This is a genomic window from Paracoccus indicus (assembly GCF_003056335.1).
GTDB lineage: Bacteria > Pseudomonadota > Alphaproteobacteria > Rhodobacterales > Rhodobacteraceae > Paracoccus > Paracoccus indicus.
The window spans coordinates 231,352-253,793 of record NZ_PYWA01000003.1; the positions used below are offsets into that span (position 1 = coordinate 231,352).

Annotated in this window: 18 protein-coding genes; 6 read left to right on the forward strand and 12 right to left on the reverse strand. The window is 66.2% G+C overall.

Going from position 1 to position 22,442, the window contains the following annotated elements:
* The first annotated feature begins 24 nt into the window (after positions 1-24).
* Complete coding sequence (locus tag DDE75_RS06440) at positions 25-1,548, forward strand: Ppx/GppA family phosphatase (protein ID WP_108501552.1); 1,524 nt, start codon at positions 25-27, stop codon at positions 1,546-1,548.
* A gap of 265 nt (positions 1,549-1,813) precedes the next feature.
* Here DDE75_RS06440 and groL read toward each other — a convergent pair whose 3' ends face one another.
* Together groL and DDE75_RS06450 are read right to left on the reverse strand one after the other, a co-directional pair.
* Positions 1,814-3,454, reverse strand: a complete 1,641-nt coding sequence (gene groL / locus DDE75_RS06445; protein ID WP_108501553.1) for a chaperonin GroEL — start codon at positions 3,452-3,454, stop codon at positions 1,814-1,816.
* Positions 3,455-3,498: 44 nt separating this feature from the next.
* Positions 3,499-3,786 (reverse strand): co-chaperone GroES, encoded by a 288-nt coding sequence (locus tag DDE75_RS06450; protein WP_072298366.1) that lies wholly within the window; start codon positions 3,784-3,786, stop codon positions 3,499-3,501.
* A gap of 195 nt (positions 3,787-3,981) precedes the next feature.
* Here DDE75_RS06450 and DDE75_RS06455 point away from each other — a divergent pair, with 195 nt between their 5' ends.
* Complete coding sequence (locus tag DDE75_RS06455; RefSeq protein ID WP_108501554.1) at positions 3,982-5,004, forward strand: TraB/GumN family protein; 1,023 nt, start codon at positions 3,982-3,984, stop codon at positions 5,002-5,004.
* 28 nt (positions 5,005-5,032) lie between these two features.
* Here DDE75_RS06455 and DDE75_RS06460 read toward each other — a convergent pair whose 3' ends face one another.
* Complete coding sequence (locus DDE75_RS06460; protein ID WP_162798928.1) at positions 5,033-8,029, reverse strand: hypothetical protein; 2,997 nt, start codon at positions 8,027-8,029, stop codon at positions 5,033-5,035.
* A 215-nt stretch (positions 8,030-8,244) separates the two neighbouring features.
* On the opposite strand from DDE75_RS06460, the gene DDE75_RS06465 reads away from it, so the two are divergent.
* Positions 8,245-9,141, forward strand: coding sequence for an SIMPL domain-containing protein (locus DDE75_RS06465; protein ID WP_108501556.1), 897 nt, complete (start codon positions 8,245-8,247; stop codon positions 9,139-9,141).
* Between the two features lie 34 nt (positions 9,142-9,175).
* Here the strand turns inward: DDE75_RS06465 and DDE75_RS06470 are convergent, their stop codons facing one another.
* Positions 9,176-10,456, reverse strand: coding sequence for an O-acetylhomoserine aminocarboxypropyltransferase/cysteine synthase family protein (locus DDE75_RS06470; protein ID WP_108501557.1), 1,281 nt, complete (start codon positions 10,454-10,456; stop codon positions 9,176-9,178).
* A gap of 67 nt (positions 10,457-10,523) precedes the next feature.
* Positions 10,524-11,363: an AAA family ATPase gene (locus tag DDE75_RS06475; RefSeq protein WP_108501558.1), complete on the reverse strand. Its 840-nt coding sequence runs from the start codon at positions 11,361-11,363 to the stop codon at positions 10,524-10,526.
* A gap of 175 nt (positions 11,364-11,538) precedes the next feature.
* Between DDE75_RS06475 and dksA the strand changes: the two genes are divergently transcribed.
* Together dksA and DDE75_RS06485 are read left to right on the forward strand one after the other, a co-directional pair.
* Positions 11,539-11,961 (forward strand): RNA polymerase-binding protein DksA, encoded by a 423-nt coding sequence (gene dksA / locus DDE75_RS06480; RefSeq protein WP_108501559.1) that lies wholly within the window; start codon positions 11,539-11,541, stop codon positions 11,959-11,961.
* Between the two features lie 73 nt (positions 11,962-12,034).
* On the forward strand, positions 12,035-13,162 hold the full coding sequence (locus tag DDE75_RS06485; RefSeq protein WP_108501560.1) for an FAD-dependent oxidoreductase: 1,128 nt from the start codon (positions 12,035-12,037) through the stop codon (positions 13,160-13,162).
* A 5-nt stretch (positions 13,163-13,167) separates the two neighbouring features.
* On the opposite strand, the gene glmM is transcribed toward DDE75_RS06485, so the two are convergent.
* The 7 genes from glmM to DDE75_RS06520 form a co-directional block, all read right to left on the reverse strand.
* The gene (glmM, locus tag DDE75_RS06490) at positions 13,168-14,511 is read right to left on the reverse strand and encodes a phosphoglucosamine mutase (protein ID WP_108501561.1); all 1,344 of its coding nucleotides are present in this window, start codon (positions 14,509-14,511) and stop codon (positions 13,168-13,170) included.
* Positions 14,508-15,500, reverse strand: coding sequence for a dihydropteroate synthase (gene folP / locus DDE75_RS06495; protein ID WP_108501562.1), 993 nt, complete (start codon positions 15,498-15,500; stop codon positions 14,508-14,510). The genes glmM and folP overlap by 4 nt, the downstream gene beginning before the upstream one ends.
* A gap of 9 nt (positions 15,501-15,509) precedes the next feature.
* Entirely contained in the window at positions 15,510-16,301 is a 792-nt protein-coding gene (locus DDE75_RS06500) for a dihydroneopterin aldolase (protein ID WP_108501745.1), read from the reverse strand.
* A 57-nt stretch (positions 16,302-16,358) separates the two neighbouring features.
* On the reverse strand, positions 16,359-16,736 hold the full coding sequence (locus DDE75_RS17615) for a cell wall hydrolase (RefSeq protein ID WP_335672035.1): 378 nt from the start codon (positions 16,734-16,736) through the stop codon (positions 16,359-16,361).
* A 543-nt stretch (positions 16,737-17,279) separates the two neighbouring features.
* Positions 17,280-19,820: a putative PEP-binding protein gene (locus tag DDE75_RS06510; protein ID WP_108501563.1), complete on the reverse strand. Its 2,541-nt coding sequence runs from the start codon at positions 19,818-19,820 to the stop codon at positions 17,280-17,282.
* Positions 19,821-19,896: 76 nt separating this feature from the next.
* Positions 19,897-20,517, reverse strand: a complete 621-nt coding sequence (locus DDE75_RS06515; RefSeq protein ID WP_108501564.1) for a peptidylprolyl isomerase — start codon at positions 20,515-20,517, stop codon at positions 19,897-19,899.
* Entirely contained in the window at positions 20,510-21,016 is a 507-nt protein-coding gene (locus DDE75_RS06520) for a peptidylprolyl isomerase (RefSeq protein WP_108501565.1), read from the reverse strand. The genes DDE75_RS06515 and DDE75_RS06520 overlap by 8 nt, the downstream gene beginning before the upstream one ends.
* A 195-nt stretch (positions 21,017-21,211) precedes the next feature.
* Between DDE75_RS06520 and DDE75_RS06525 the strand changes: the two genes are divergently transcribed.
* Positions 21,212-22,414, forward strand: coding sequence for a phosphoglycerate kinase (locus DDE75_RS06525; protein WP_108501566.1), 1,203 nt, complete (start codon positions 21,212-21,214; stop codon positions 22,412-22,414).
* Positions 22,415-22,442 lie beyond the last annotated feature (28 nt).

Consider the following 22,442-nt stretch of genomic DNA (forward strand, 5'->3'; position numbering starts at 1 on the left):
AGGGCATAGCGAAAGGCTTGAACCATGAACGGGGTGCGAACCACCAGCGGACAGAAGATCGAGCCATTCGGTCGCAAGTTCTCGAAGCTGCCCAAGCGGTCACTGAAACGGGTCGGCGTCGTGGATGTCGGGTCGAACTCGATCCGTCTTGTCGTCTTCGACGGCGCGGCCAGGTCGCCCGCCTATTTCTACAACGAAAAGGTCATGGCGGGGCTGGGGCAGGACATGGCCACCACCGGCCGCCTGAACCCCGCGGGGGTCGAGCGTGGGTTTTCCGCGTTGGCCCGTTTCGCGGCCCTTGCCAAAAGCATGGACATCCAGCCGCTGACCTGCGTCGCCACCGCCGCCGTGCGTGAGGCCGAGGACGGCCCCGCCTTCCAGGCGCGGGTCGAGAAGGAAACCGGTCTGAAGCTTTTCGTCATCGACGGTCAGGAGGAGGCGCGGCTTTCGGCGCAGGGGGTGCTGCTGGGCTGGCCGGATGCCAAGGGGTTGGTCTGCGACATTGGCGGCAACTCTCTGGAACTGGCGGTCGTGGAAAACGGCAAGGTTGGCAAGCGCGTCACCTCGCAGCTTGGGCCGTTCCGCCTGCAGCAGGTTCCGCCGGACAAGCTGCAGGATCACATCACGGGGATCCTGTCCGATCTGGCCGATCAGGTCGGCACCGATCACGAGCGCATCTATCTGGTCGGGGGGTCCTGGCGGGCCATCGCGCGTCTGGACATGGAGCGCACCGACTATCCGATGACCGTGCTGCATGAATACCGGATGAGCCCGGATTCGGTCGCCGAGACGATCGAATGGATGGGACAATACGACCTGAACACGCTGCGCGGCAAGGTCGGCATATCCTCGTCCCGGATCGAACTGGTGCCCTTGGCCAGCAAGGTCCTGTCGCAGCTGATCGACGTCTTCGTCCCGAAGGAGCTGGCGGTTTCCAGCTTCGGGATACGCGAAGGTCTGCTTTACGAACATATGTCCGATACGTTGCGCCGTCGGGATCCGCTGATCGAGGCCGCGCGCTTCACCGAAAAGCAGATGGCGCGCATGCCCGGTTTCGGCAAGAAGCTGTATCACTTCCTGCTGCCTCTGTTTCCGGACCTTGCGCCCGAAAGCGATCGCCTGATGCAGGCGGCCTGCCTGCTGCACGACACGGCCTGGCGCGCCCATCCCGATTACCGCGCCGAAGCTTGTTTCGACAATGTCACGCGCGCCAACATGGCCGCCCTCAGCCACCCCGAGCGGATATATCTGGGACTGGCGCTTCTGCACCGTTACAAGAACAATCGCGCGCAGTCGCAGTTCGCGCCCTTGTTCGCGCTGCTCTCCGAGGATGAGATCCTGGCAGCCGAGATCCTGGGAAAGGCCATGCGTTTCGGTGCCATGTTCGCCATCGACGATCTGGCGGGCGCCGCTTCGCTGAAGCATGTGCCGGGCGAAAGCGTGACGCTGCGCCTGACCAGGACGGGGCGTGCCCTGATGGGCGAGGTCGCCCGGTCGCGTTTCCAGTCGCTGTGCAAATCCATGAAGGTCGAGGGCGTCATAACCTGACACTCCGCGCATCTTTCGCGGAGCGTGCGCCGATATGAGCAACCCGACCGGGTCATGTCCCCGGTTGGCAGTTTTCATCGATCGCCCCGAATGATGCAGTGCGGCGGTCGCATGGTGCCTTGCCAATAAGGTGTTCGATGTGCGGCTGACGAATGCCGTCGGTTCGGGACCGACCATCGGCGCGTGCCATCGTCAATATCCGGAACAGAAAAAGGGCGCCCAGCAGGGCGCCCTTCTTGGTATCTGCCGGTAGGCAGGGGGATGATTACATCATGCCGCCCATGCCACCCATGTCGGGCATGCCGCCGCCGGCCTGGCCTTTCGGCTCGGGCTTTTCGACGATCATGGCTTCGGTGGTGATCAGCAGACCGGCAACCGAAGCTGCGTCTTCCAGCGCGGTGCGGACGACCTTTGCGGGGTCGATCACGCCGAACTTGAACATGTCGCCATATTCTTCGGTCTGGGCGTTGAAGCCGAAGGCCTTGTCGGTCGATTCACGGACCTTGCCGGCCACGACAGCGCCGTCGACGCCTGCGTTCTCGGCAATCTGGCGCATCGGAGCTTCCAGCGCGCGGCGAACGATCGAGATGCCTGCGTCCTGGTCGCCGTTTGCACCGGTGACGCCTTCCAGGGCTTTGCCACCCTGGACCAGGGCAACACCGCCACCGACGACGACGCCTTCCTGGACGGCTGCGCGGGTTGCGTTCAGGGCGTCATCGACGCGGTCCTTACGCTCTTTCACTTCGATTTCGCTCATGCCGCCGACGCGGATGACTGCGACACCGCCTGCCAGCTTGGCAACGCGTTCCTGCAGCTTTTCCTTGTCGTAGTCCGAGGTAGTTTCCTCGATCTGCTGACGGATTTGGCTGACGCGGGCTTCGATCTCGGACTTCTCACCGGCACCGTCGACGATGGTGGTGTTGTCCTTGTTGATCGTGACCTTCTTGGCGCGGCCCAGCATGTCGATGGTGACGTTTTCCAGCTTCATGCCCAGATCTTCGCTGATGACCTGACCGCCGGTCAGGATCGCGAGGTCCTGCAGCATCGACTTGCGGCGGTCGCCGAAGCCCGGTGCCTTGACGGCTGCGATCTTCAGGCCGCCGCGCAGCTTGTTGACGACCAGCGTGGCCAGGGCCTCGCCTTCGACATCCTCGGCGACGATGACCAGCGGCTTGCCCGACTGGATGACGGCTTCCAGCAGCGGAACCATCGGCTGCAGCGACGAGAGCTTCTTCTCGTGCAGCAGGATGTAGGCGTCTTCCATTTCGGCGACCATCTTGTCGGGGTTGGTCACGAAATAGGGGGACAGGTAGCCGCGGTCGAACTGCATGCCTTCGACGACTTCGACTTCGGTCTCCATGCCCTTGTTTTCTTCGACGGTGATGACACCCTCGTTGCCAACCTTCTGCATGGCGTCGGCGATCTGGCGACCGATCGAGGCTTCACCGTTGGCCGAGATGGTGCCGACCTGGGCGACTTCGTCGGTGTCGTTCACGGGACGTGCAGCGGCCTTGATGGCCTCGACGACCTTCGAGGTGGCCAAGTCGATGCCTCGCTTCAGGTCCATCGGGTTCATGCCCGCGGCAACCGCCTTCATGCCTTCCTTGACGATGGCCTGGGCCAGCACCGTCGCGGTGGTCGTGCCGTCGCCGGCTTCGTCATTGGTGCGCGAAGCGACTTCGCGGACCATCTGGGCGCCCATGTTCTCGAACTTGTCGGACAGTTCGATTTCCTTGGCGACCGAGACACCGTCCTTGGTGATGCGGGGTGCGCCGAAGGATTTGTCGATGACGACGTTGCGGCCCTTGGGGCCCAGGGTCACCTTGACGGCGTCGGCCAGGACGTTGACGCCTTTCAGCATCCGGTCGCGTGCGTCGGTGCCGAACTTGACTTCTTTAGCTGCCATTTGAATCTCCTGAAGTTTGTTTGAAGAAAGGGACTATCCGGGGATCAGCTGATCACGCCCAGGATGTCGCCTTCTTTCATGATCAACAGCTCTTCGCCGTCGACCGTGACTTCGGTACCGGACCATTTGCCGAACAGCACGCGGTCGCCTGCCTTGACCGAGGGTGCGATCAGCTCGCCCGAGTCTTTGCGTGCGCCATCACCGACCGAGACGACTTCGCCTTCCGCGGGCTTTTCCTTGGCGTTGTCGGGGATGATCAGACCGCCCTTGGTCTTTTCTTCCGACTGGACGCGGCGGACCAGAACGCGGTCTTGCAGCGGTTTGAATGCCATGTGAACACTCCGATGTTTCAGGTTGCAGTGTTTCGTTGTTGGCACTCACCGGCTGCGAGTGCCAATGACGTTGATCTAGGGCCGACACACGACACTGTCAACGGGCTTGAGGGGGGATTTTGCATCGGTCCGCTGGAAGCCGGGGGCATTTCGTGACAGCCTGCGCGACATCTGCCACGCATTTGGAAAGACGCGATGCGACATGTCCTGAAAGCCGCCGCGCTGGCCATCCTGTCCCTGTCGGCGCCCGCTTGGGCCGATGAATGCAAAGGTCGCAACCTGTTCGACACGATGCCTGCTGACAAGAAGGCGCAGATCGACGAAGCCGTGCGCGACGTGCCGTTCCGCGAGGGGCTGCTGTACCGCGCCAGCAAGGGGGACCGGCAGATTACCTTGGTGGGAACCTATCATTTCGGCGACGACCGCCATGCTGCCATGGTGCAACGCCTGCAACCCGTCATCGCCGATGCCGCCGCGCTCTATGTCGAGGCCGGCCCGCGTGAGGAGGCCCGCCTGACCGAGGCGCTGAAGTCCGATCCCGGCCTGATGGTCGATGCCGACGGCCCCACCTTGCCCGAGCGACTGTCGCCCGACGAATGGGAACGGCTGTCGCAGGCCATGTCGGATCGCGGATCGCCTGCGGTCATCACCTCGCGTCTGCGGCCCTGGTATGTGTCGATGATGCTGGGCATTTCGCCCTGCATGCTGGATGCGATGGCGCAATCGGGTGGCAAGACCGGCGGATTGGATCACCTGCTGGTGCATCAGGCGCAACAGCAGGAAAAGCCCATTCATGCGCTGGAGCCTTGGGACACCATCTTCGATCTCTATTCCGACCTGTCACCTGCGCAAGAGGTCGACATGATCCGCGCGGCCTTGCCCTCGGCCGCCCATGCCGACGATTACGCCGTGACCCTGACGGACGCCTATTTCAGCGGCGACGTCTGGCGGATCTGGGAATTTGGGCGCTTCGACGCCTATGACAATTCGGGCCTGCCCAAGTCCGAGGTCGATGCCCAGATGGCCTTGGCGCAGGATCGCCTGATGGACAGCCGCAATCGCAAATGGATCGAGGTGCTGACCACGGGGGCCGAGAACGCGAAGGCTGATGGCAAGGGTATCGTCGCGGCTTTCGGTGCGCTGCACCTGCCCGGCAAGGCTGGTGTCCTGAACTTGCTTCAGGAACAGGGTTACGACATCCAGCGTCTGGATGGCTGACCCTGCGCAGTTGCGCAGGGTCTCGTGATCACTGGCCGTTCAGAACGCCCAGGGCATAGGCCTGACCACGCTTCTGATAGGTGATGCGGCTATCGCCGATGGCGGTGATCTGACCGCCGTTGATCTTGTCGCCGATCCGCAGCGTCAGGACGCGCCCGTTCGACAGGCGCACCAAGGCACGGCTGGCCTGGCCGGCGCCGATGGTGCCGATGATTTGTGTGCTGTTCAGCTTGATACCATCCTTCACCGTCGCGCTGGACCCGGCCGAGCCGTTGGCCCCCTGCGGGATTGCTGCGACGACATCGGGTTCGGCGTCGATCTCGGGGGGGCGATACTGCTGGTTGCGGGCGGCAGCGGCGCGCGCCTCGGCCTCGGCCTGAGCGCGGGCGCGGGCTTCGGCGGCAGCGCGGGCCTGCGCCTCGGCGCGGGCGTCGGCTGCGGCCTGCGAACGGGCGCGTGCCTCGGCCTGGGCCTGCAGCTCTTCATCCTGCCGTCGTTGTTCGGCCATGGCGGCCGCCTGTTCGGCTGCCTGGCGATCAGCAGCCGAGGGCGCCATGGCTGCCGCCACGGGTGCGGCAGTCGCCACCATGGCATTGGCAGCCGCCGGGGCCGCGCGCGCGGCGCGGCGCGGCGGCAGCGCCGATGACGCCAGCGAGGTCAGCGCGACTGAACCCGCCGCGGGACGATCTTCGATGGCCGAGGCGACGGCTGCATCGACAGCCGCCGACGACAGGCTGGCCGAACCGTTGCTGCGGGGTTTGGCGCTTGGACGCTGCGAACCGGCGATGGCACCGGAAGCCGTGGCCCGGACCGCAGGGGGGGCGTTGTCGGCCTTCGGGGCATCGGCCTTGGGTTCGGGACGACCACTGCTGACAGCCTGTGCCACGGCGGATTCGACCGCCTTCTGCGACGGCCCCCTGACCGAGACCGGCTTTCGCACCGGGCGGGCATCGGCAAGGCGGAAGACAAGTCCACGTTCCTTGGCGCTGAAACCGGCATTGCCGGCCTGGGCGGTGCGCAGATCGCGCAGCTGCCGCTCGAGCAGGCTGCGTTCGGCCTGGGTCAACTGGCGCGGGGCGTCATCCTCGGCGGCGCTGCCTTCCTCCAGCTGCGACAGATCCTGCGGTCGCGCGGGTGGGCGGCCCGCCGTCGAGGGCGCAGCCTTGGGCGCCGGAGCAGGCGCCGCGGTTTCCGCCGCCTGAGGGCTGCGCGCCGGGCGCGTGATGCTGGGCGGTCGTGCCCCAAGGTTTACCGCAGGCGCGGCCGCCGCAGGGCGTGCAGGGGCTGACGCAGGTGCCGGCGCGGCGACAGGGGCCGCTGCGGGCGCAGCAGGGCGGGTGGCAGCGCGCGTCGGACGTTCGGGCGGGCGGCTGGCCGCGACACGGGGCGCGGGGGCGGAGGATGCCCCATCCTCGAACGGCAGCGGGTTCGAGGGCACGCGCGGGCGTGCCTCGGGCGCTGCGGGGGTCGAGGCGCGCGCAGGCGTCGTCCGCGGCGGTCGGGCCGAGCTTTTCAGGTTGACCGCGCGACTGATTGCGGTGGCGGCGGGGGCGGCCACGGGCCTTTCGGCGGGCACGGCGGCTTGGGCCGGCTCGGGTTCCTGTCGCGGCGCGGGTGCTTCGGTGGCTGCGGTCTGGGACGTCAGGGGAGCGCCGACGGGCTGTGGCTCGCTGGCGATGGGGGCCGTTGGTTGCGCTGCGGCAGGTTCGGCTGTCGAGATCTGACGCGGCAGCAATGTCACGGCGGCAAGCTGGTCGTCCGTCAGGCTTTGCGCGACAGGTTCGGGTTCAGGATTGGCGGCCATCGCATCGGCCAATGCACGCGTCAGCGGGTCGTCTTCGACCGGCGTTTCGGCGGCTGCCGGTTCCGCCTCGGGTCCCTCGCGCAGCATGCCTTCACCCACGGGCTGAGGCATCTGCAGCGGCGGCAGGGCATTCGTGGGGAAGCTGGTGGCGGGGTCCTGAACTTCGGCCACGGGGGCTTGTGCGGGTTGGGGCGCGGGCTCGGATGGTTGCACGGCGGCGGTGCGCTGCGGCTCGGGATCGGCTTCGATCACCGGCTGGCTTTCACCGCCGAAGACGACCAATCCGAGAACAACGGCAATCGCCAACCCGCCGACCATCACCGGCAGTCGCGTCGGGTCCAGCTTGCTCAGCTTGGCGGCAACGCCGGTCGCGGGTGCCGCGGCTGCGGCAGCTTTGCGATTGGCCCGGGCGGCGGCGGCGCGGTTATGCACGGCCTCGGCCCGCGGCGACAGGCGCTTGGCAGTCAGTGGCGCATTCTGACCATGCCGGATCACCGCAGCGCTGCCCTCGGCAGCGGCGGCGGGGGTGGCGACCAGCGGCTTGGCGTCCTTGCGGGTGGCTTTCGTCACGACGGTATGCGGCGTGATCCGCGACACGACGACCGGCTCCGGTTCGGCCTTGGGCGGGGTTGCGGGGGCCTCGGCAGGTTCGATGAAGGGGGCGGTCACCCGCGCGTGGATCAGGTCGGGGTCGCTGAAGGGACGGCGATCGAATTGTTCCTGCGCCAGGCGCGAGGTTCCGAACTCGGGCTGACCCTCGAAGCGGTCGTCGTTCGGCCGTGCCTGAAACCCCGAGGGGCGGAACCCCTGTGCACGGGCGAAATCCTCGGCCTCGGTCAGGGTGCGGCGGGCAACGGCGGCGACGCGCAGGGTCTCGATGTCGCCGTTCACGGCCGGACACCAGTCGAAGACCAGATCCTGCGCCTTGTAGGGGGTCGAGGCTTCCAGCGCGCGCGCGATCGTGGCAGGGGTGTCCGAGCCGAAGGGCACCGTCAGCGTCGTGTAAAGGACCTGATCGTCGGGGATGACCAGGATCGTGTCCAACTCGCCCCCTCCGCCGCCCGCCTGATCGCGAAGTGAGATCAGGACTGCGGCAAGATCGTCACCGGTGAAACGGGCCTGTCCCAGGGGGCGCCATTCCGGACCGTCGCGACGTTCCAGCTGGACGGCTTCCTGGGTGAAGCTCATGGCGAATTCGGGGGGCGCGGCATGCTGGTTCATCTGTGTGGTTCGCTGCTCGATTTGCACCATGCATTTTAAGCCGCATGATGTCGTTGACCTTACCCATCACTACCGCAAATTGTGGAACGTTGAAAGAAGAACTGGCAGAACTGTGACCGCTTTCGACACCACGTGCCCTAGGCATGGCAGCGGTCGGGGTGCATGAATGTCGCATGGAACGAAACGTTCGATGACACGATCAAGGAGGATCATCCATGGCGTCGCACCTGCAGTTTTCCAAGGCCCGCGCATGGGCGCTTGGCGTGGCCGCGCTTGGCCTGATGTCCACATCGGCGATGGCAGCCCCCGGCATGACCTGCGGCGCGGGGGCCGAGGTGTCGCGCCTGTCCGTGACGGGCGAGGGGCTGGCCCGGATCGCGCCCGACATGGCGACCGTGCAGCTGGGCGTGACCACCCAGGGCGACAGCGCCAAGGCCGCGATGGACCAGAACTCGGGACAGCAGGCGGCGGTCGTCAAGGCGCTGACCGATGCGGGGATCGATCAGGCGCAGATCCAGACCTCGGGGCTGAACCTGAACCCGCTGATGAAATACGACGAGGATCGCGCCCCAACCGTCACCGGCTATCAGGCCAGCAACATGGTCAGCGTGCGCGTCACCGACCTGGCCCGCTTGGGCGAGGTGTTGGACGCCATCGTCAGCGCAGGCGCCAATGAGATCAACGGCATCGCGTTTTCGCGCGAAGACGGCGCCGATGCGCAGGACGACGCCCGCAAGCAGGCCGTCGCCGACGCCCGCCGCAAGGCGGAGGTTCTGGCCGAGGCTGCGGGCCTGACCCTTGGCCCGGTCCTTTCCATCCGCGACAGCCAGAGCAGCGGCGGCGGCCCCCGCCCGATGATGCGCATGGAGGCTTCCATGGCCGACAGCGTGCCCGTGCAGGCCGGCGAGATGGAGATGTCGTCGCGCGTGGATATCGACTATGCGCTGACGGGGGATGGGGCCTGCGCGCCGATGCAGCCGAAAGGGCCGAAGCATCACCGCATGAAGGGCGGCGATGTGCCGATGCATGGCGACGGCGCGCCCGCGCCCGACGAACCCGTGGTGCCCGGCATCGTCGAGCCGCTGCCCGAAACGGACGCCCCGGCAAATTGACAAGGTTCGGGGGCCGAGATGGCCCCCGATGCCCTCAGGCCGTCGCCTTGGCCAGCGCCTGATCCAGATCGGCGATCAGGTCTTCGACATCCTCGATGCCGACGGACAGGCGCACGACCTCGGGGCCGGCACCTGCGGCGCGCTGCTGATCCTCGGTCAGCTGGCGGTGGGTGGTGGATGCCGAATGGATCACCAGCGATCGCGCATCGCCCAGGTTCGCCACATGGCTGAACAGTTCCAGCGCGCCGACCAGCTTGACGGCGGCCTCATAGCCGCCCGCGATCTCGAAGGTGAAGAGGCCGCCGACGCCCTTGGGGTAAAGCCGATCCGCCGTGGCCTTCCAGGGCGAACTCTCCAGCCCCGCATAGGTGACCTTGACGACGCGCGGGTCGTTTTCCAACCATTGCGCGACCTTCAGCGCGTTCTCGCAATGGCGCTGCATGCGCAGGCCAAGCGTCTCGATCCCCATCAGGGTGTAATGGGCGCCCTGCGGGTTCATGGTCATGCCCAGATCGCGCAACCCGATGGCGATGCCGTGGAAGGTGAAGGCCAGATTGCCAAAGGTCTCGTGGAACTTCAGCCCGTGATAGGCGGGTTCCGGGGCCGAGAGGCTGGGGAACTTGTCGCTGGCCGACCAGTCGAACTTGCCGCTGTCGACCACGACGCCGCCGGTGACCGTGCCGTTGCCGGTCATGTATTTGGTCAGGCTGTGGACGACCAGGGTGGCTCCCATCTCTATGGGGCGACACAGATAGGGGGTGGCCAGCGTGTTGTCCACGATCAGCGGGATGCCCGCAGCATCGGCGATGGCGGCAACGGCGGGAATGTCGGTCACGTAACCGCCCGGATTGCTGATCGATTCGCAGAAAATCGCGCGGGTGTCGTCGTCGATGGCATCCCTCACCGCCTGCGGATCGTCCAGATCGACGAATTTCGCCGACCAGCCGAACCGCCGGATCGTCTGGCTGAACTGCGTGACCGTGCCGCCGTAAAGCCGGGTCGAGGCCACGATGTTGCGCCCCGGCTCCATCAGCGGAAACAGCGCCAGGATCTGGGCCGCGTGGCCGGACGAACAGCAGACCGCCCCCGCGCCGCCCTCCAGCGCGGCAATGCGCGATTGCAGCGCCGCGACGGTGGGGTTCGTCAGGCGGGAATAGATGAAGCCGACCTCTTGCAGGTTGAACAGGGCGGCGGCATGGTCGGCATCGCGGAAGGCATAGGCCGTCGTCTGATAGATCGGCACCTGCCGCGCGCCCGTGGCCGGATCGGCGGCTGCGCCCGCGTGAATGGCCGTCGTGTCGAAGCCCTGTATCATGAAACCCTCCCATATGTGTTGCGGCGCCAGCCTAGGCGGGGCAGGGCCCGCGCCGCAAGCCCGACGCTCAGCGCTGCCTGCGCGACATGAAGGCCAGCCTTTCGAACAGCGCGACATCCTGTTCGTTCTTCAACAGCGCCCCGTGCAGGCGGGGCAGCATCGTGGCGGGATCGCGCTTCAGATCCTCGGGGGCCAGATCCTCGGCCAGGATCAGCTTCAGCCAGTCCAGGAATTCGCTGGTCGAGGGCTTCTTCTTCATGCCCGGCACCTCGCGCAGTTCAGTGAACTGCGTCAGCGCCTCGTCCAGCAGGCGCGGCTTCAGGTCGGGATAATGGACATTCACGATGGCGCGCAGCGTTTCCGCATCTGGAAAGCGGATATAATGGAAAAAGCAGCGGCGCAGAAATGCGTCGGGCAATTCCTTTTCATTATTCGAGGTGATGATCACGACGGGCCTTTGCGCCGCGCGAATTGTCTGGCCGGTTTCATAGACGTGAAACTCCATCCGGTCCAATTCCTGCAACAGGTCGTTCGGGAATTCGATATCGGCCTTGTCGACCTCGTCGATCAGCAGCACGACGCGGGACGGGGCCTCGAAGGCCTGCCACAGTTTGCCCTTGCGGATATAGTTTGCGACGTCGTTGACCCGCGCATCGCCCAACTGGCTGTCGCGCAACCGGCTGACGGCATCATATTCGTAAAGCCCCTGCTGCGCCTTGGTCGTTGATTTCACGTGCCATTCGATGATCGGCATCCCCAGGCTGGCCGCGACCTGCCGCGCCAGTTCCGTCTTGCCGGTTCCCGGTTCGCCCTTGACCAGCAGCGGGCGTTCCAAGGTCACCGCGGCGTTGACGGCGACCGCCAGATCGGGCGGTGCGACATATCGGTCCGTCCCCGTGAATTGCATCCAAACTCTCCTTTTTGGTGAACCGCTTGGCCGAATTTGCCCGTTTCATGGCCGGCAGCTTCGGGTTCCTTCGAATTAGGCCGTTCAAACATAGTGACAAGCAGGCAGTCATACTTTAATGGGGCGCGCAAGGTGCCGGAAACTTTTGCTCCGCCCGGCGCCGCCGGAGGACGTAATGAAAGCCCAGACCTTTCTTCCCAAGGATTATCGCCCCGCCGAGGACGAGCCGTTCATGAACGAGCTTCAGCTCGAATATTTCCGTCGCAAGCTTGAAGCTTGGAAGCAGGAATTGCAGGGCCTGTCGGCCGAAACGCTTGAAGGGCTGCAGGACAGCGCCCGCAGCGTGCCCGATCTGGCCGATCGCGCCAGCGAAGAAACCGATCGCGCGCTGGAATTGCGCACGCGCGACCGCCAGCGCAAGCTGGTCAGCAAGATCGACGCGGCCCTGCGCCGCATCGAGACCGGCGAATACGGATATTGCGACATGACCGGCGAGCCGATCAGCCTGCGCCGCCTTGATGCCCGCCCCATCGCGACCATGACGCTCGAGGCGCAGGAACGCCACGAGCGCAAGGAACGCGTGCACCGCGACGACTGAGGTCGCGACGGCGCGACGACCGCCCCGCCGATGCCGGTCATCGGCGGGGCTTTTTCACGACAGGGGGCCGGGGATGACCAAGGCATTGCAGGGCCGGCGCGTCAGCGTGATCGGCGCGGGGATCGGCGGCCTGACCGCCGCCATCGCCTTGGCCCGTCGCGGGGCGCAGGTCACGGTGCTGGAACAGGCGCCGCAATTGTCCGAGGTCGGCGCGGGGATCCAGATCTCGGCCAATGCGGTCAGGGTGCTGGATGCCTTGGGGTTGGCGCCCGCCTTGGCGGATCATGCCTTGCGCAACACCGGGGTGCGACTGCACGACGATGCGGGCCGGGTCGTCCTGCGGATGGACCTGCTGCGTCACCGCCCCGATGCGCGATTTCTGGTCATCCACCGCCCCCGCCTGATCGAGATCCTGCATCGGGCCGCCCTTGATGCAGGTGTCACGCTGCGCCTTGGACAGCGGATCGAGACGCCGCCCGAGGGGCTGGTCATCGCAGCCGACGGGCTGAGAAGCCCCCTGCGCCAGCATCTGAACGGCCAGCAGGTTCCCTTCTTCACCGGCCAGAGCGCGTGGCGTGCGACCATTCCAGATGCGGGGGCCGATCAGGCCGTGGCGCAGGTCTTCATGGGACCGGGGCGGCATCTGGTCAGCTATCCGCTGGCGCATGGCATCCGCAACATCGTGGCGGTGCTGGAACGACACGAATGGCAGGATGAGGGCTGGTCCCACGCCGATGATCCGGCAAACCTGCGGGCGGCCTTTGCGGGCTTCGGCGGACCCGTCCCGGGCTGGCTGTCGCAGGTGCGGGATGTCTCGATCTGGGGGCTGTTCCGCCATCCGGTTGCGCCGCGTTGGCACGATGAGGGGATGGCGCTGCTGGGCGATGCGGCCCATCCGACACTGCCGTTTCTGGCGCAGGGGGCCGGCATGGCGATCGAGGATGCCTGGACCGTCGCCGCCTGTCTTGACGCCGACCCCGACACGCGGGCCGCCTTGGCGCGATATCAGGCGATCCGGCAGCCGCGCGTCACGCGCATCGTGCAGGCCGCCAATGACAACGCCCGCAACTATCACCTGCAGGGGGTCAAGAGGCGGGCGGCGCATGGCGTGCTGCGGCTGGCGGATCGCTTTGCGCCCCGACTGATGCCGGGGCGCTTCGATTGGCTTTACGACTATGATCCGATGACGGACTGCCCGTAAGGGATTCAGGCCGCGACCTCGACCGCGGCGACGATGCCGTCCACGACCTCGTGCAGGGTGGTCTCATCCTCGGCTTCGGCCATGACGCGGATCAGGGGTTCTGTCCCGGACTTGCGGATCAGCACGCGCCCCGAACCTGCCAGACGCGCCTCGGCGTCGGCGATGACCTTGCGGACGGCGTCCTGCGATAGCGGATCGGCACCGGCGGCATAGCGTACGTTCTTCAGCAGCTGCGGCACCGGCTGGAATTGCGCGACCAGCTCGCTTGCGGGCTGACCGGTTTCGGCCATGGCCGCCAGCACCTGCATCGCCGCGACCAGGCCGTCACCCGTGGTGGCATAGTCTGTCATGACGATATGGCCCGACTGTTCGCCGCCCAGGTTGAAGCCACCCTCGCGCATGCGTTCGACCACATAGCGGTCGCCCACCTGCGTGCGCTCCAGCCGAAGGTTGCGGGCCTGCAGGAAGTGCTCCAACCCCAGGTTCGACATGACGGTCGCCACCAGCGCCCCGCCCGCCAGGCGCCCCTGCGTGGCCCAACGCGAGGCCAGAAGCGCCATGATCTGGTCGCCATCGGCCACCTTGCCGTTCTGATCGACGATCACCACGCGGTCGGCATCGCCATCAAGGCTGATTCCCAGATGCGCGCCATGTTCGCGCACGGCGGCGGCGCAGGCCTCGGGGTGGGTGCTGCCGACGCCGTCGTTGATGTTGAAGCCATCGGGCTTCACGCCAAGCGGGATGACATCGGCGCCCAGTTCCCACAGGACATCGGGTGCGGCGCGATAGGCCGCGCCATGGGCGCAATCCAGCACCACCTTCAGCCCGTCCAGCCGCAACCCCGAGGGCAGGGTGGTCTTGGCATATTCCATGTAGCGTCCTCGCCCGTCGTCGATGCGCTTGGCCCGACCGATGTTGCGGGGCTGGGCGGGCTCGATCTCGCCCGCGACGATGGCCTCGATCTCGGCCTCGGCCTCGTCGGACAGCTTGAAGCCGTCGGGGCCGAAGAACTTGATGCCGTTATCCTCGGCCGGGTTGTGGCTGGCCGAGATCATGATCCCCAGATCCGCCCGCATCGAGCGGGTCAGGAAGCCCACCGCAGGCGTCGGCACCGGCCCCAGCAGCAGCACGTTCATGCCGGTGCTGGTCAACCCCGCCGTCAGGGCGTTTTCCAGCATATAACCCGACAGGCGCGTGTCCTTGCCGATCACCACGCGGTGCCGGTTGCGCCCGTCGCGGCGGAAATAGCGCCCCGCGGCGGCACCAAGGCGCAGCGCCATCTCGGCGGTCATGGGATAGGTGTTGGCGCGTCCGCGAACCCCGTCGGTTCCGAAAAACTTCCTGCTCATGTCCCCGTCCTTCCGTTCTCGTTGAGGGCGGCGATCAGGCGCAGCCCTTGTGCGTGTTCCGCGACATCATGGACGCGGTGGATCTGAATGCCCTGCGCCACGGCGGCGATGGTCAGCGCCAGCGTTCCGGGCGCGCGGTCCCGCGGTTCTTCTGCCCCGCCGATCCGGCCGATGAAGCGCTTGCGCGACACCCCCAGCAGGATCGGACAGCCCAAGCCATGATACAGCGAGATGCGCCGCAGGATGGCCAGATTATGCGCCTCGGTCTTGCCGAATCCTATGCCGGGATCGATCACGATCCTGTCCGCGCGAATTCCCGCCGCGCGGGCACGGGCGACGCGATCTTGCAAGGCGTCATAGACGTCCAGAACCACGTCGTCATAACGCGGGTCGTCCTGCATGTCCTGGGGCAGACCCTGCGCGTGCATCAGGCAGACTGGACGACCGCTTTCGGCCACGACCGAAGGCAGGTCCGGGTCAAAATCGAAGCCCGACACATCGTTGACCATCGCAGCCCCCGCCTGCAGCGCCGCATGGGCCACAGCCGCCTTGCGCGTATCGACCGAGACCGGCACCGCGCCCGACATCGCCCGAATGGCGGGCATGATACGGGCGATCTCATCCGCGACGGGGACTTCGGTCGCACCGGGGCGGGTGGATTCGCCGCCGATGTCCAGAATATCGGCACCTTGGTCGATCAGCGATTGTGATTGGTCGATGGCATCATAGCTGCCGCCGTCGGAAAAGCTGTCGGGGGTGGCATTGACGATGCCCATCAGGCGCGGGCGGTCCATGGCCAGCCCCATGATCGGCGGGCGAGGGGCCGTCAGCGCCTGCATCACATCGTCAGGCGCTTCCGAGACGACCACCGGTGCGTGCCCACGTTGAAGACGCTCCAGCAGGGTGAAGCCAGTCCAGCCGCCAGCAAGGGGCCAGCGGGCTCGTTCGGCTTGCGGGATGGGGCGGTAATAGACGCGGCTGTTGGACATGGGGGTTCCTCAGGGCAGCGTGATGCGTTCGATGCTGGCATGAAGTTGGTCGTCCACCTTGGGCAGGGGGGCGTCCTTCGGCAGCGCGAAGATCAGGCTGCGGGCTTGCAGGCGCATGGCCAACCAGATCCCCAGGCTTTCGGCGGTCTGGCCCGCGGCGGCCTCATCGGCGGCAAGGCGGCTTGGCGCCCAGACCACCTGCTGGCCTGACAAGGCAGCGGCGTCCAGTTCGGTGCGGGTCTCGGCGACTTCCAGCTGCAACGCTCCGGCCAGGGCCCATGCGGCCTGATCCATCGCCAGCAGCGCAATCCGGCGATCATTGCCACCCTTGGGCAGGGGCAGGCCGGGTGGCTGCGGCACGATGATCAGCCCGCCCTCGGGCAAAGGGGCACCCTCGGCATGGACCATGATTACGGGTTCGGCAGTCACGCCTGTCGCGTCAAGCCGCGCGGCGCGGCGTGTGATCGAAACCCCAAGCGCACCCGGACCGCGGTCCAGCTTCTCGACGGTGACGGCGACCTCTGCCGCACGGGGATGGGCCAGAACCTCGGCGGCGATCTTCTCGGCCAAGGTTTCGACCAGATTATAGCGCTGATCGGCCAGCGCGGTCGTGACGGCCTGCGTCAGCACGTCATAGGACAGGATGTGATCGACGTGATCGTCACTGCCCGACACGCTGTGACGCAGGTCGACGGTGATGTTGAAGCGCAGCCGCTGCTCCAGCCCTCGTTCGGACTGGAAAGCGCCGATGTCGGCGGACAGCACGTGGTCGCGCAGAAAGATACGGTCAGCTTGTTCCATGACCGCCATTCACAGGAAATCGGCGCGCTGGACAAGCCCCGCCGATCAGCCACCCCCTCAGTTCGAGGCGATGCGCTGTCCGGTGCGATAGAAGATGTGGCGTCCGATCTGGACGGTCTTCTGAAAACGGCGCGACCACGCAGGGCGGACGGCGGGCGTGTGGAAGTAGGTCGCGCCGCCCGTCAGCTGGCGCGGCGCCCCCGACAAGGCGTCCCGCGCGATGTCCACGGCGCGCAAATAGGCGGCCTTGTTGCGGATCGGCTTGCGGCCGCCGATGGTATAGCTGAACTGGCTGGGCTGACGGATGACGCCGCAGACGCTGGTGGGGAAGGAACGGCTGTCGACGCGGTTCAGAATCACCTCGGCCACGGCGCGCTGACCCTGCGCACCCTCGCCGCGGGCCTCATGATACAGCGCTTCGGCAAGGCAGTTCAAATCTTCCTTTGAATACCGTGTCTTGGTGCTTGCCAGATGCAGCTGCGCGACAGGTTCATCCGGTGAAATTTGCACTTTCACAGGTTCGGCATCCGTGTATAGAAGCGGCGTAGGGCGCGGCATGTTCGCCGCAGCCTGCAACGAGCCGAAGAACCCGGCTTCCGAGGTGAAAAGCGACCCGCTGCCACCGGCAGAGGCGCTTGTCGCGATAAGGGGTATGGCAGTGGCGGCACAAAAGCAGACGTGCGCCAGCCGTGACAGCAGCATGGGCATGAACAGTCCTATATCAGGCACCCGTTGAGAGGGCGTTAAGGCGCTTGCTTCAGGGCAGACTGAAGGGGACGCGCGGTCTGGCGCTGGACTTAGGGTTTTCGCGACCGGCAACGCCAGCCCACATCCCCGTGAGACGCGGAACCTGCGGAAATCCGGCCGTTTCTGGCAGAAATCCGCCACCGAATTTTCAGGCTAACGGCAGGATTCAGCACAAACCGACGAAATGGCCGCTGAGGGGCGGTGGCACTGGCTCAACTGAAAGTTGAAGAATCACAGGGATTCGCGGCTGTTCCGGCTGCGTATCGCTGATTGGGCGGCAGCCAATCGGGCCACCGGTACGCGGAAGGGCGAACAGGACACGTAATCCACCCCGGCATCATGGCAGAAGGCGATGGATTCGGGATTGCCGCCGTGTTCGCCGCAGACCGAGATGGTGATGCCGGGCGATTGCCTGCGCGCGCGTTGAACGCCGGTCAGGATCAGTTCCCCCACGCCGTCTTCGTCCAGAACGTGGAACGGATCCTCGGCATAGACGCCCTGACCGACATAGGTGCCCATGAAACGACCCGCATCGTCGCGCGACAGGCCATAGGTCATCTGCGTCAGGTCGTTCGTCCCGAAGGACAGAAACGCCGAATGCGCCGCGATATCGCCCGCCCGCAGCGCTGCGCGGGGCGTTTCGACCATTACCCCAAGACGATAGGTGAAATCGGCCCGCCTTTCGTTGCGCACTGCGGCGGCGACGGCGTCGATGCGGGTCTTGACCAGTTCCACCTCGCGCATGGCGCTGACCAGCGGGATCATGATCTCGGGGACGACGGGGTCGCCCTTGCGACTGGCCTCGACCGTCGCCTCGAAGATGGCGCGGGCCTGCATGTCATAGATCTCGGGGACGGTGATCCCAAGGCGGACGCCGCGCATGCCCAGCATGGGATTGAACTCGGTCAGTGCCTCGACCCGGCGAATGACGTCCGAAAGGGGCAGGTCCAGCGATTCGGCCAGTTCGCGCATACCCTCGCGTTCTTGGGGCAGGAATTCATGCAGCGGCGGGTCGAAAAGGCGGATGGTGACGGGCAGACCGGCCATGATCTCGAACAGGCTGCTGAAATCCTTGCGCTGCATCGGCAGGATGCGTTCCAGCGACAGGCGGCGGTCGTCGGGACTGTCGGCAAAGATCATCTCGCGCATGGCGGGCAGGCGATCGGCGTCGAAGAACATATGTTCCGTCCGGCACAGTCCGATGCCCTGCGCCTGAAAGCGGCGGGCGGTCTTGGCGTCCTCGGGCGTGTCGGCATTGGCACGGACCTTCAGCCCGCCTGCCTGGGACGCCCAATCCATCAGCTGCGTGAAGGCGTCGTCCAGCGCGGGGGGCAGCAGGACGGCGCTGCCTGCCAGCACCTCACCCGAGCTGCCGTCGATGGTGATGACCTCGCCTTCCTTCAGGGTGCGATCTCCGGCCCGCAGCGTGCGGTTGCGCGCATCGACGGCGATGCCGCTGGCGCCCACGATGCAGGGCAGGCCCAGCCCGCGCGCGATCACCGCCGCATGGCTGGTGGTGCCGCCCCTTTCGGTCAGTACCGCGACCGAGGCATGCATGCCGCGAATATCCTCGGGGCCGGTTTCGCGGCGGACCAGGATGCAGGCCTCGCCGCGGGCATTGGCGGCCTGTGCGGCGGTGGCGGAAAAGACCAGATAGCCGGTTGCCGCGCCGGGGCTGGCATCGATGCCGCGCGCGATCAGGTCGCGGGGGGCACGCGGATCGACCTGATGGTGCAGCAGATCGGCCAAGGCGCGGGGTTCGACGCGCATCAGCGCCTCGTCATGGGGGATGATGCCGTCGCGGGCCAGGCTGACGGCGATGCGCACGCCAGCCCGCGATCCGCGTGCCACCCGCACCGCGTCGATGACCGAGATGCGCCCCTCGGTCACGACGAATTCGATCTGCATCTCCTCGCGCAGGCGCTTGCGCGAGGCCGCGCCGAATTCGCAGAGGGTCGCAAAGATGTCGGGGGCGGTCTCTTCCAACGCGGGGCCGCGGTCGTCGCGGGTCAGATACATCGTCTCGGCACCCACGCCGATGGCGCCGCCATGATGTTGGCCACGGAAACGACCCGTCACGCGCGGGGTGCCGGTCACCGGATCGATGAACTGGATCGAGCCAGACCCGCACAGCCCCGGCCCAAGCGCCAAGGCCATCTCCTGCACCACCAGACCAAGCGGGGCATCGGCGGGTGCGCCCTTGGCCTGGCGCAGCAGGCGGGCCGTGGGGCCGTCCCAGGCCCGCGCCATGGACCGCAGCACCTGCGACAGCTGCTCGGCCGGGTCCTGGGGGAAGGGGGCGTCCATTTCGTCGCGATAGCTGCGCAGGGCCTGCGCCAGGGCGTCGGGGCCGTCCTGCGTGAACATGTCGGGGTCCAGTCGCGCGATATGGATGGCATAGCTTTGCACGAAGGACAGATAGACGGCATCGGCGTTGGCCTGTCCGATCTGTTCCGCAAGCTTGGCGTGCAGTTCATCGTTGATGCCGACATTCAGCACCGTCCCCGGCCCGCCCCATTCGGGCATCACCGCCGAGGGGCGCACGCTGACCAGCCCGCTGCCCGACAGGATGTCGTCCAGCACTTCGGGGCGGATGCTGCGCCCTTGGGCGATCAGGCGGACGGTGTTGCAGCAGATGGCAAAGCTGCGCGGCACGGGCAGGTCCATGCGTACCAGCCTTTGCAGGCATTTCGCCCGCCAGCCGTGGCGTGCCCGGTCGATCCGCCCCGAGGGGGTGATCAGCGTCGCCTCTGAGAGTTCCTGCGTGTTCATTGCGCGGCAGCATGGCCCCGCCGCGGCTGTGCCGCAAGTGCGAAAAAGGGGGCCGAGGCCCCCTTTCCCTGTCAGATCAGGCGTCTTCGCCTTCTTCTTCTTCGGCGATGGTCACCTTCATCATGTAGTCGGGTTCCGTCACCGACCCATTGGCCGCGCTGTCGCCCTTCTTGATGGCGTCCAGCACGTCCCAGCCATCAATCAGCTGACCGACGACGGTATATTCGCCGTTCAGGAAGGGGGCGGGGGCCAGGTCGATGAAGAACTGGCTGTTCGCGCTGTTGGGGTCCATGGCGCGGGCCATGCCGACGGTGCCGCGGTCGAATTCGGCTTCGGTGAACTCGGCCTCGAGGTCGGGCTTGTCCGAACCGCCCATCCCGGCATTGGCGGTGTCTTCGCCCTGCTTGCCGTTCTGAACGTCGCCGGTCTGAGCCATGAAGCCCTCGATGACGCGGTGGAAGACCACGCCGTCATAGGCGCCTTCCTTGGTCAGCTCGACCAGGCGGGCGACGTGGTTCGGGGCCAGGTCCTCGCGAAGGTCCAGGACGATGGTGCCCTTGGATTCGCCGGCGGCGTCGGCCACCTCGATGACCATGTTCGGGCCGTCGGTATCCTCGACCTGCGGGTTGGCGGCCTGCGCCAGCGCCGATCCGGCACCAAGCGCGACGAAGGCGGGGATCAGGGTCAGGTTACGCATCTGCGGCCACCTTGACCGAGATCATGCGGTCGGGGTTCACCGGCGGCTCGCCGCGCTGGATCTTGTCGACATGCTCCATCCCCGAGATCACGCGGCCATAGACCGTGTACTGACCGTTCAGGAAGTGGTTGTCGTTGAAGTTGATGAAGAACTGGCTGTTGGCACTGTTCGGGTTGGCCGAACGTGCGGCGCCGATGGTGCCGCGGTCGTGCGGCAGCTTGCTGAACTCGGCAGGAAGGTCGGGCTTGTCCGATCCGCCGGTGCCTGCGCGGCCGGGGTTGTAGTCCTTTTCCATGTTCGCATTGGCGACATCGCCGGTCTGCGCCATGAAGCCGTCGATCACGCGGTGGAATGCGACGTTGTCATAGGCACCGGCGCGGGCCAGTTCCTTCATACGCTCGGCATGCTTGGGGGCGACATCGTTCAGCAGCTCGATGACGACGGGGCCGTCCTTGAGGGTGATGATGATGGTATTCTCGGGGTCTTTGTAGTCGGCCATGAGGCCCTCCTTTGGCATGTTCGACACCTGATCTAGGCATTGTCCGGCCCAAGGGCAACGCGCGAAACCGTGACGCGGCCATTGCAGATGCCCGGCAAGCGGGAAGCTGCACAAGCACGGTGATCGCCACAGTTGACGTTACGCCCGCCATCGGGGACAAGCCAAGACAACGCGCACAGCCCGAAAGGACGCCTCATGGCCAAGTTCAACACGCTCGACGACATGGATCTTGATGGGAAGATCGTCCTGACCCGGGTCGACGTGAACGTGCCCGTGGAAAACGGTCAGGTGACCGACACCACGCGCATCGACAAGATCGTGCCGACCGTCAAGGACATCCAGTCCAAGGGCGGCATTCCCGTTCTGCTGGCCCATTTCGACCGCCCCAAGGGCAAGCGGGTCGAGGGCATGAGCCTGAAGCAGATCGTCCCGGCGCTGGAAGCGGCCTTGGACCAGCCCGTCGTCTTTGCCGACGATTGCATCGGCGGTCCCGCCAAGCGCGTCGTCGCCGCGCTTGAACCCGGCCAGATCGCGCTGCTGGAAAACACCCGCTTCCACGAGGGTGAGGAGACCAACGACGCGACCTTCGCCGCATCGCTGGCGGCGCTTGGCGGTGCCTATATCAACGACGCGTTTTCCGCGTCCCACCGCGCCCATGCCTCGACCGAGGGGCTGGCCCGTCTGCTGAACGCGGGCGCAGGTCGCCTGATGGAGGCCGAGCTGTTGGCGCTGGAAGCCGCGCTTGGCGATCCGCAGCGTCCGGTCATGGCCGTGGTCGGCGGTGCCAAGGTGTCCTCGAAGCTGGACCTGCTGATGAACCTGATCGACAAGGTCGACCACCTGGTCATCGGCGGCGGCATGGCCAACACCTTCCTGGTCGCTCAGGGCATCGAGGTCGGCAAGTCGCTGGCCGAACGCGACATGGCCGATACCGCCAAGGCGATCCTGGAAAAGGCCGATCAGACCGGCTGCAAGATCCACCTGCCGGTCGACATCGTGGTCGCACGCGAATTCAAGGCGGGTGCCGCCAGCGAGACGCTGCCGGTTGCGGAATGCCCCGCCGACGCGATGATCCTGGATGCCGGCCCCCAGACCGTCGAGGCACTGCGCGAGGCGATGACCGCCTGCAAGACACTGATCTGGAACGGCCCGCTTGGTGCCTTTGAGATCGAGCCCTTCGATGCGGCCACCAATGCCGCCGCGCAGGTTGCCGCCGAACTGACGCGCAACGGCCTGTTGGTTTCGGTTGCGGGTGGTGGCGACACCGTCTCGGCGCTGAACAAGGCGGGCGCGGCGCAGGACTTCACCTTCATCTCGACGGCGGGCGGTGCCTTCCTCGAATGGATGGAAGGCAAGGTTCTGCCCGGCGTTGCGGCACTGGAAGCAGCCAAGCACTGAGGCCAGACCGCAAACTCGGGGAAACGGG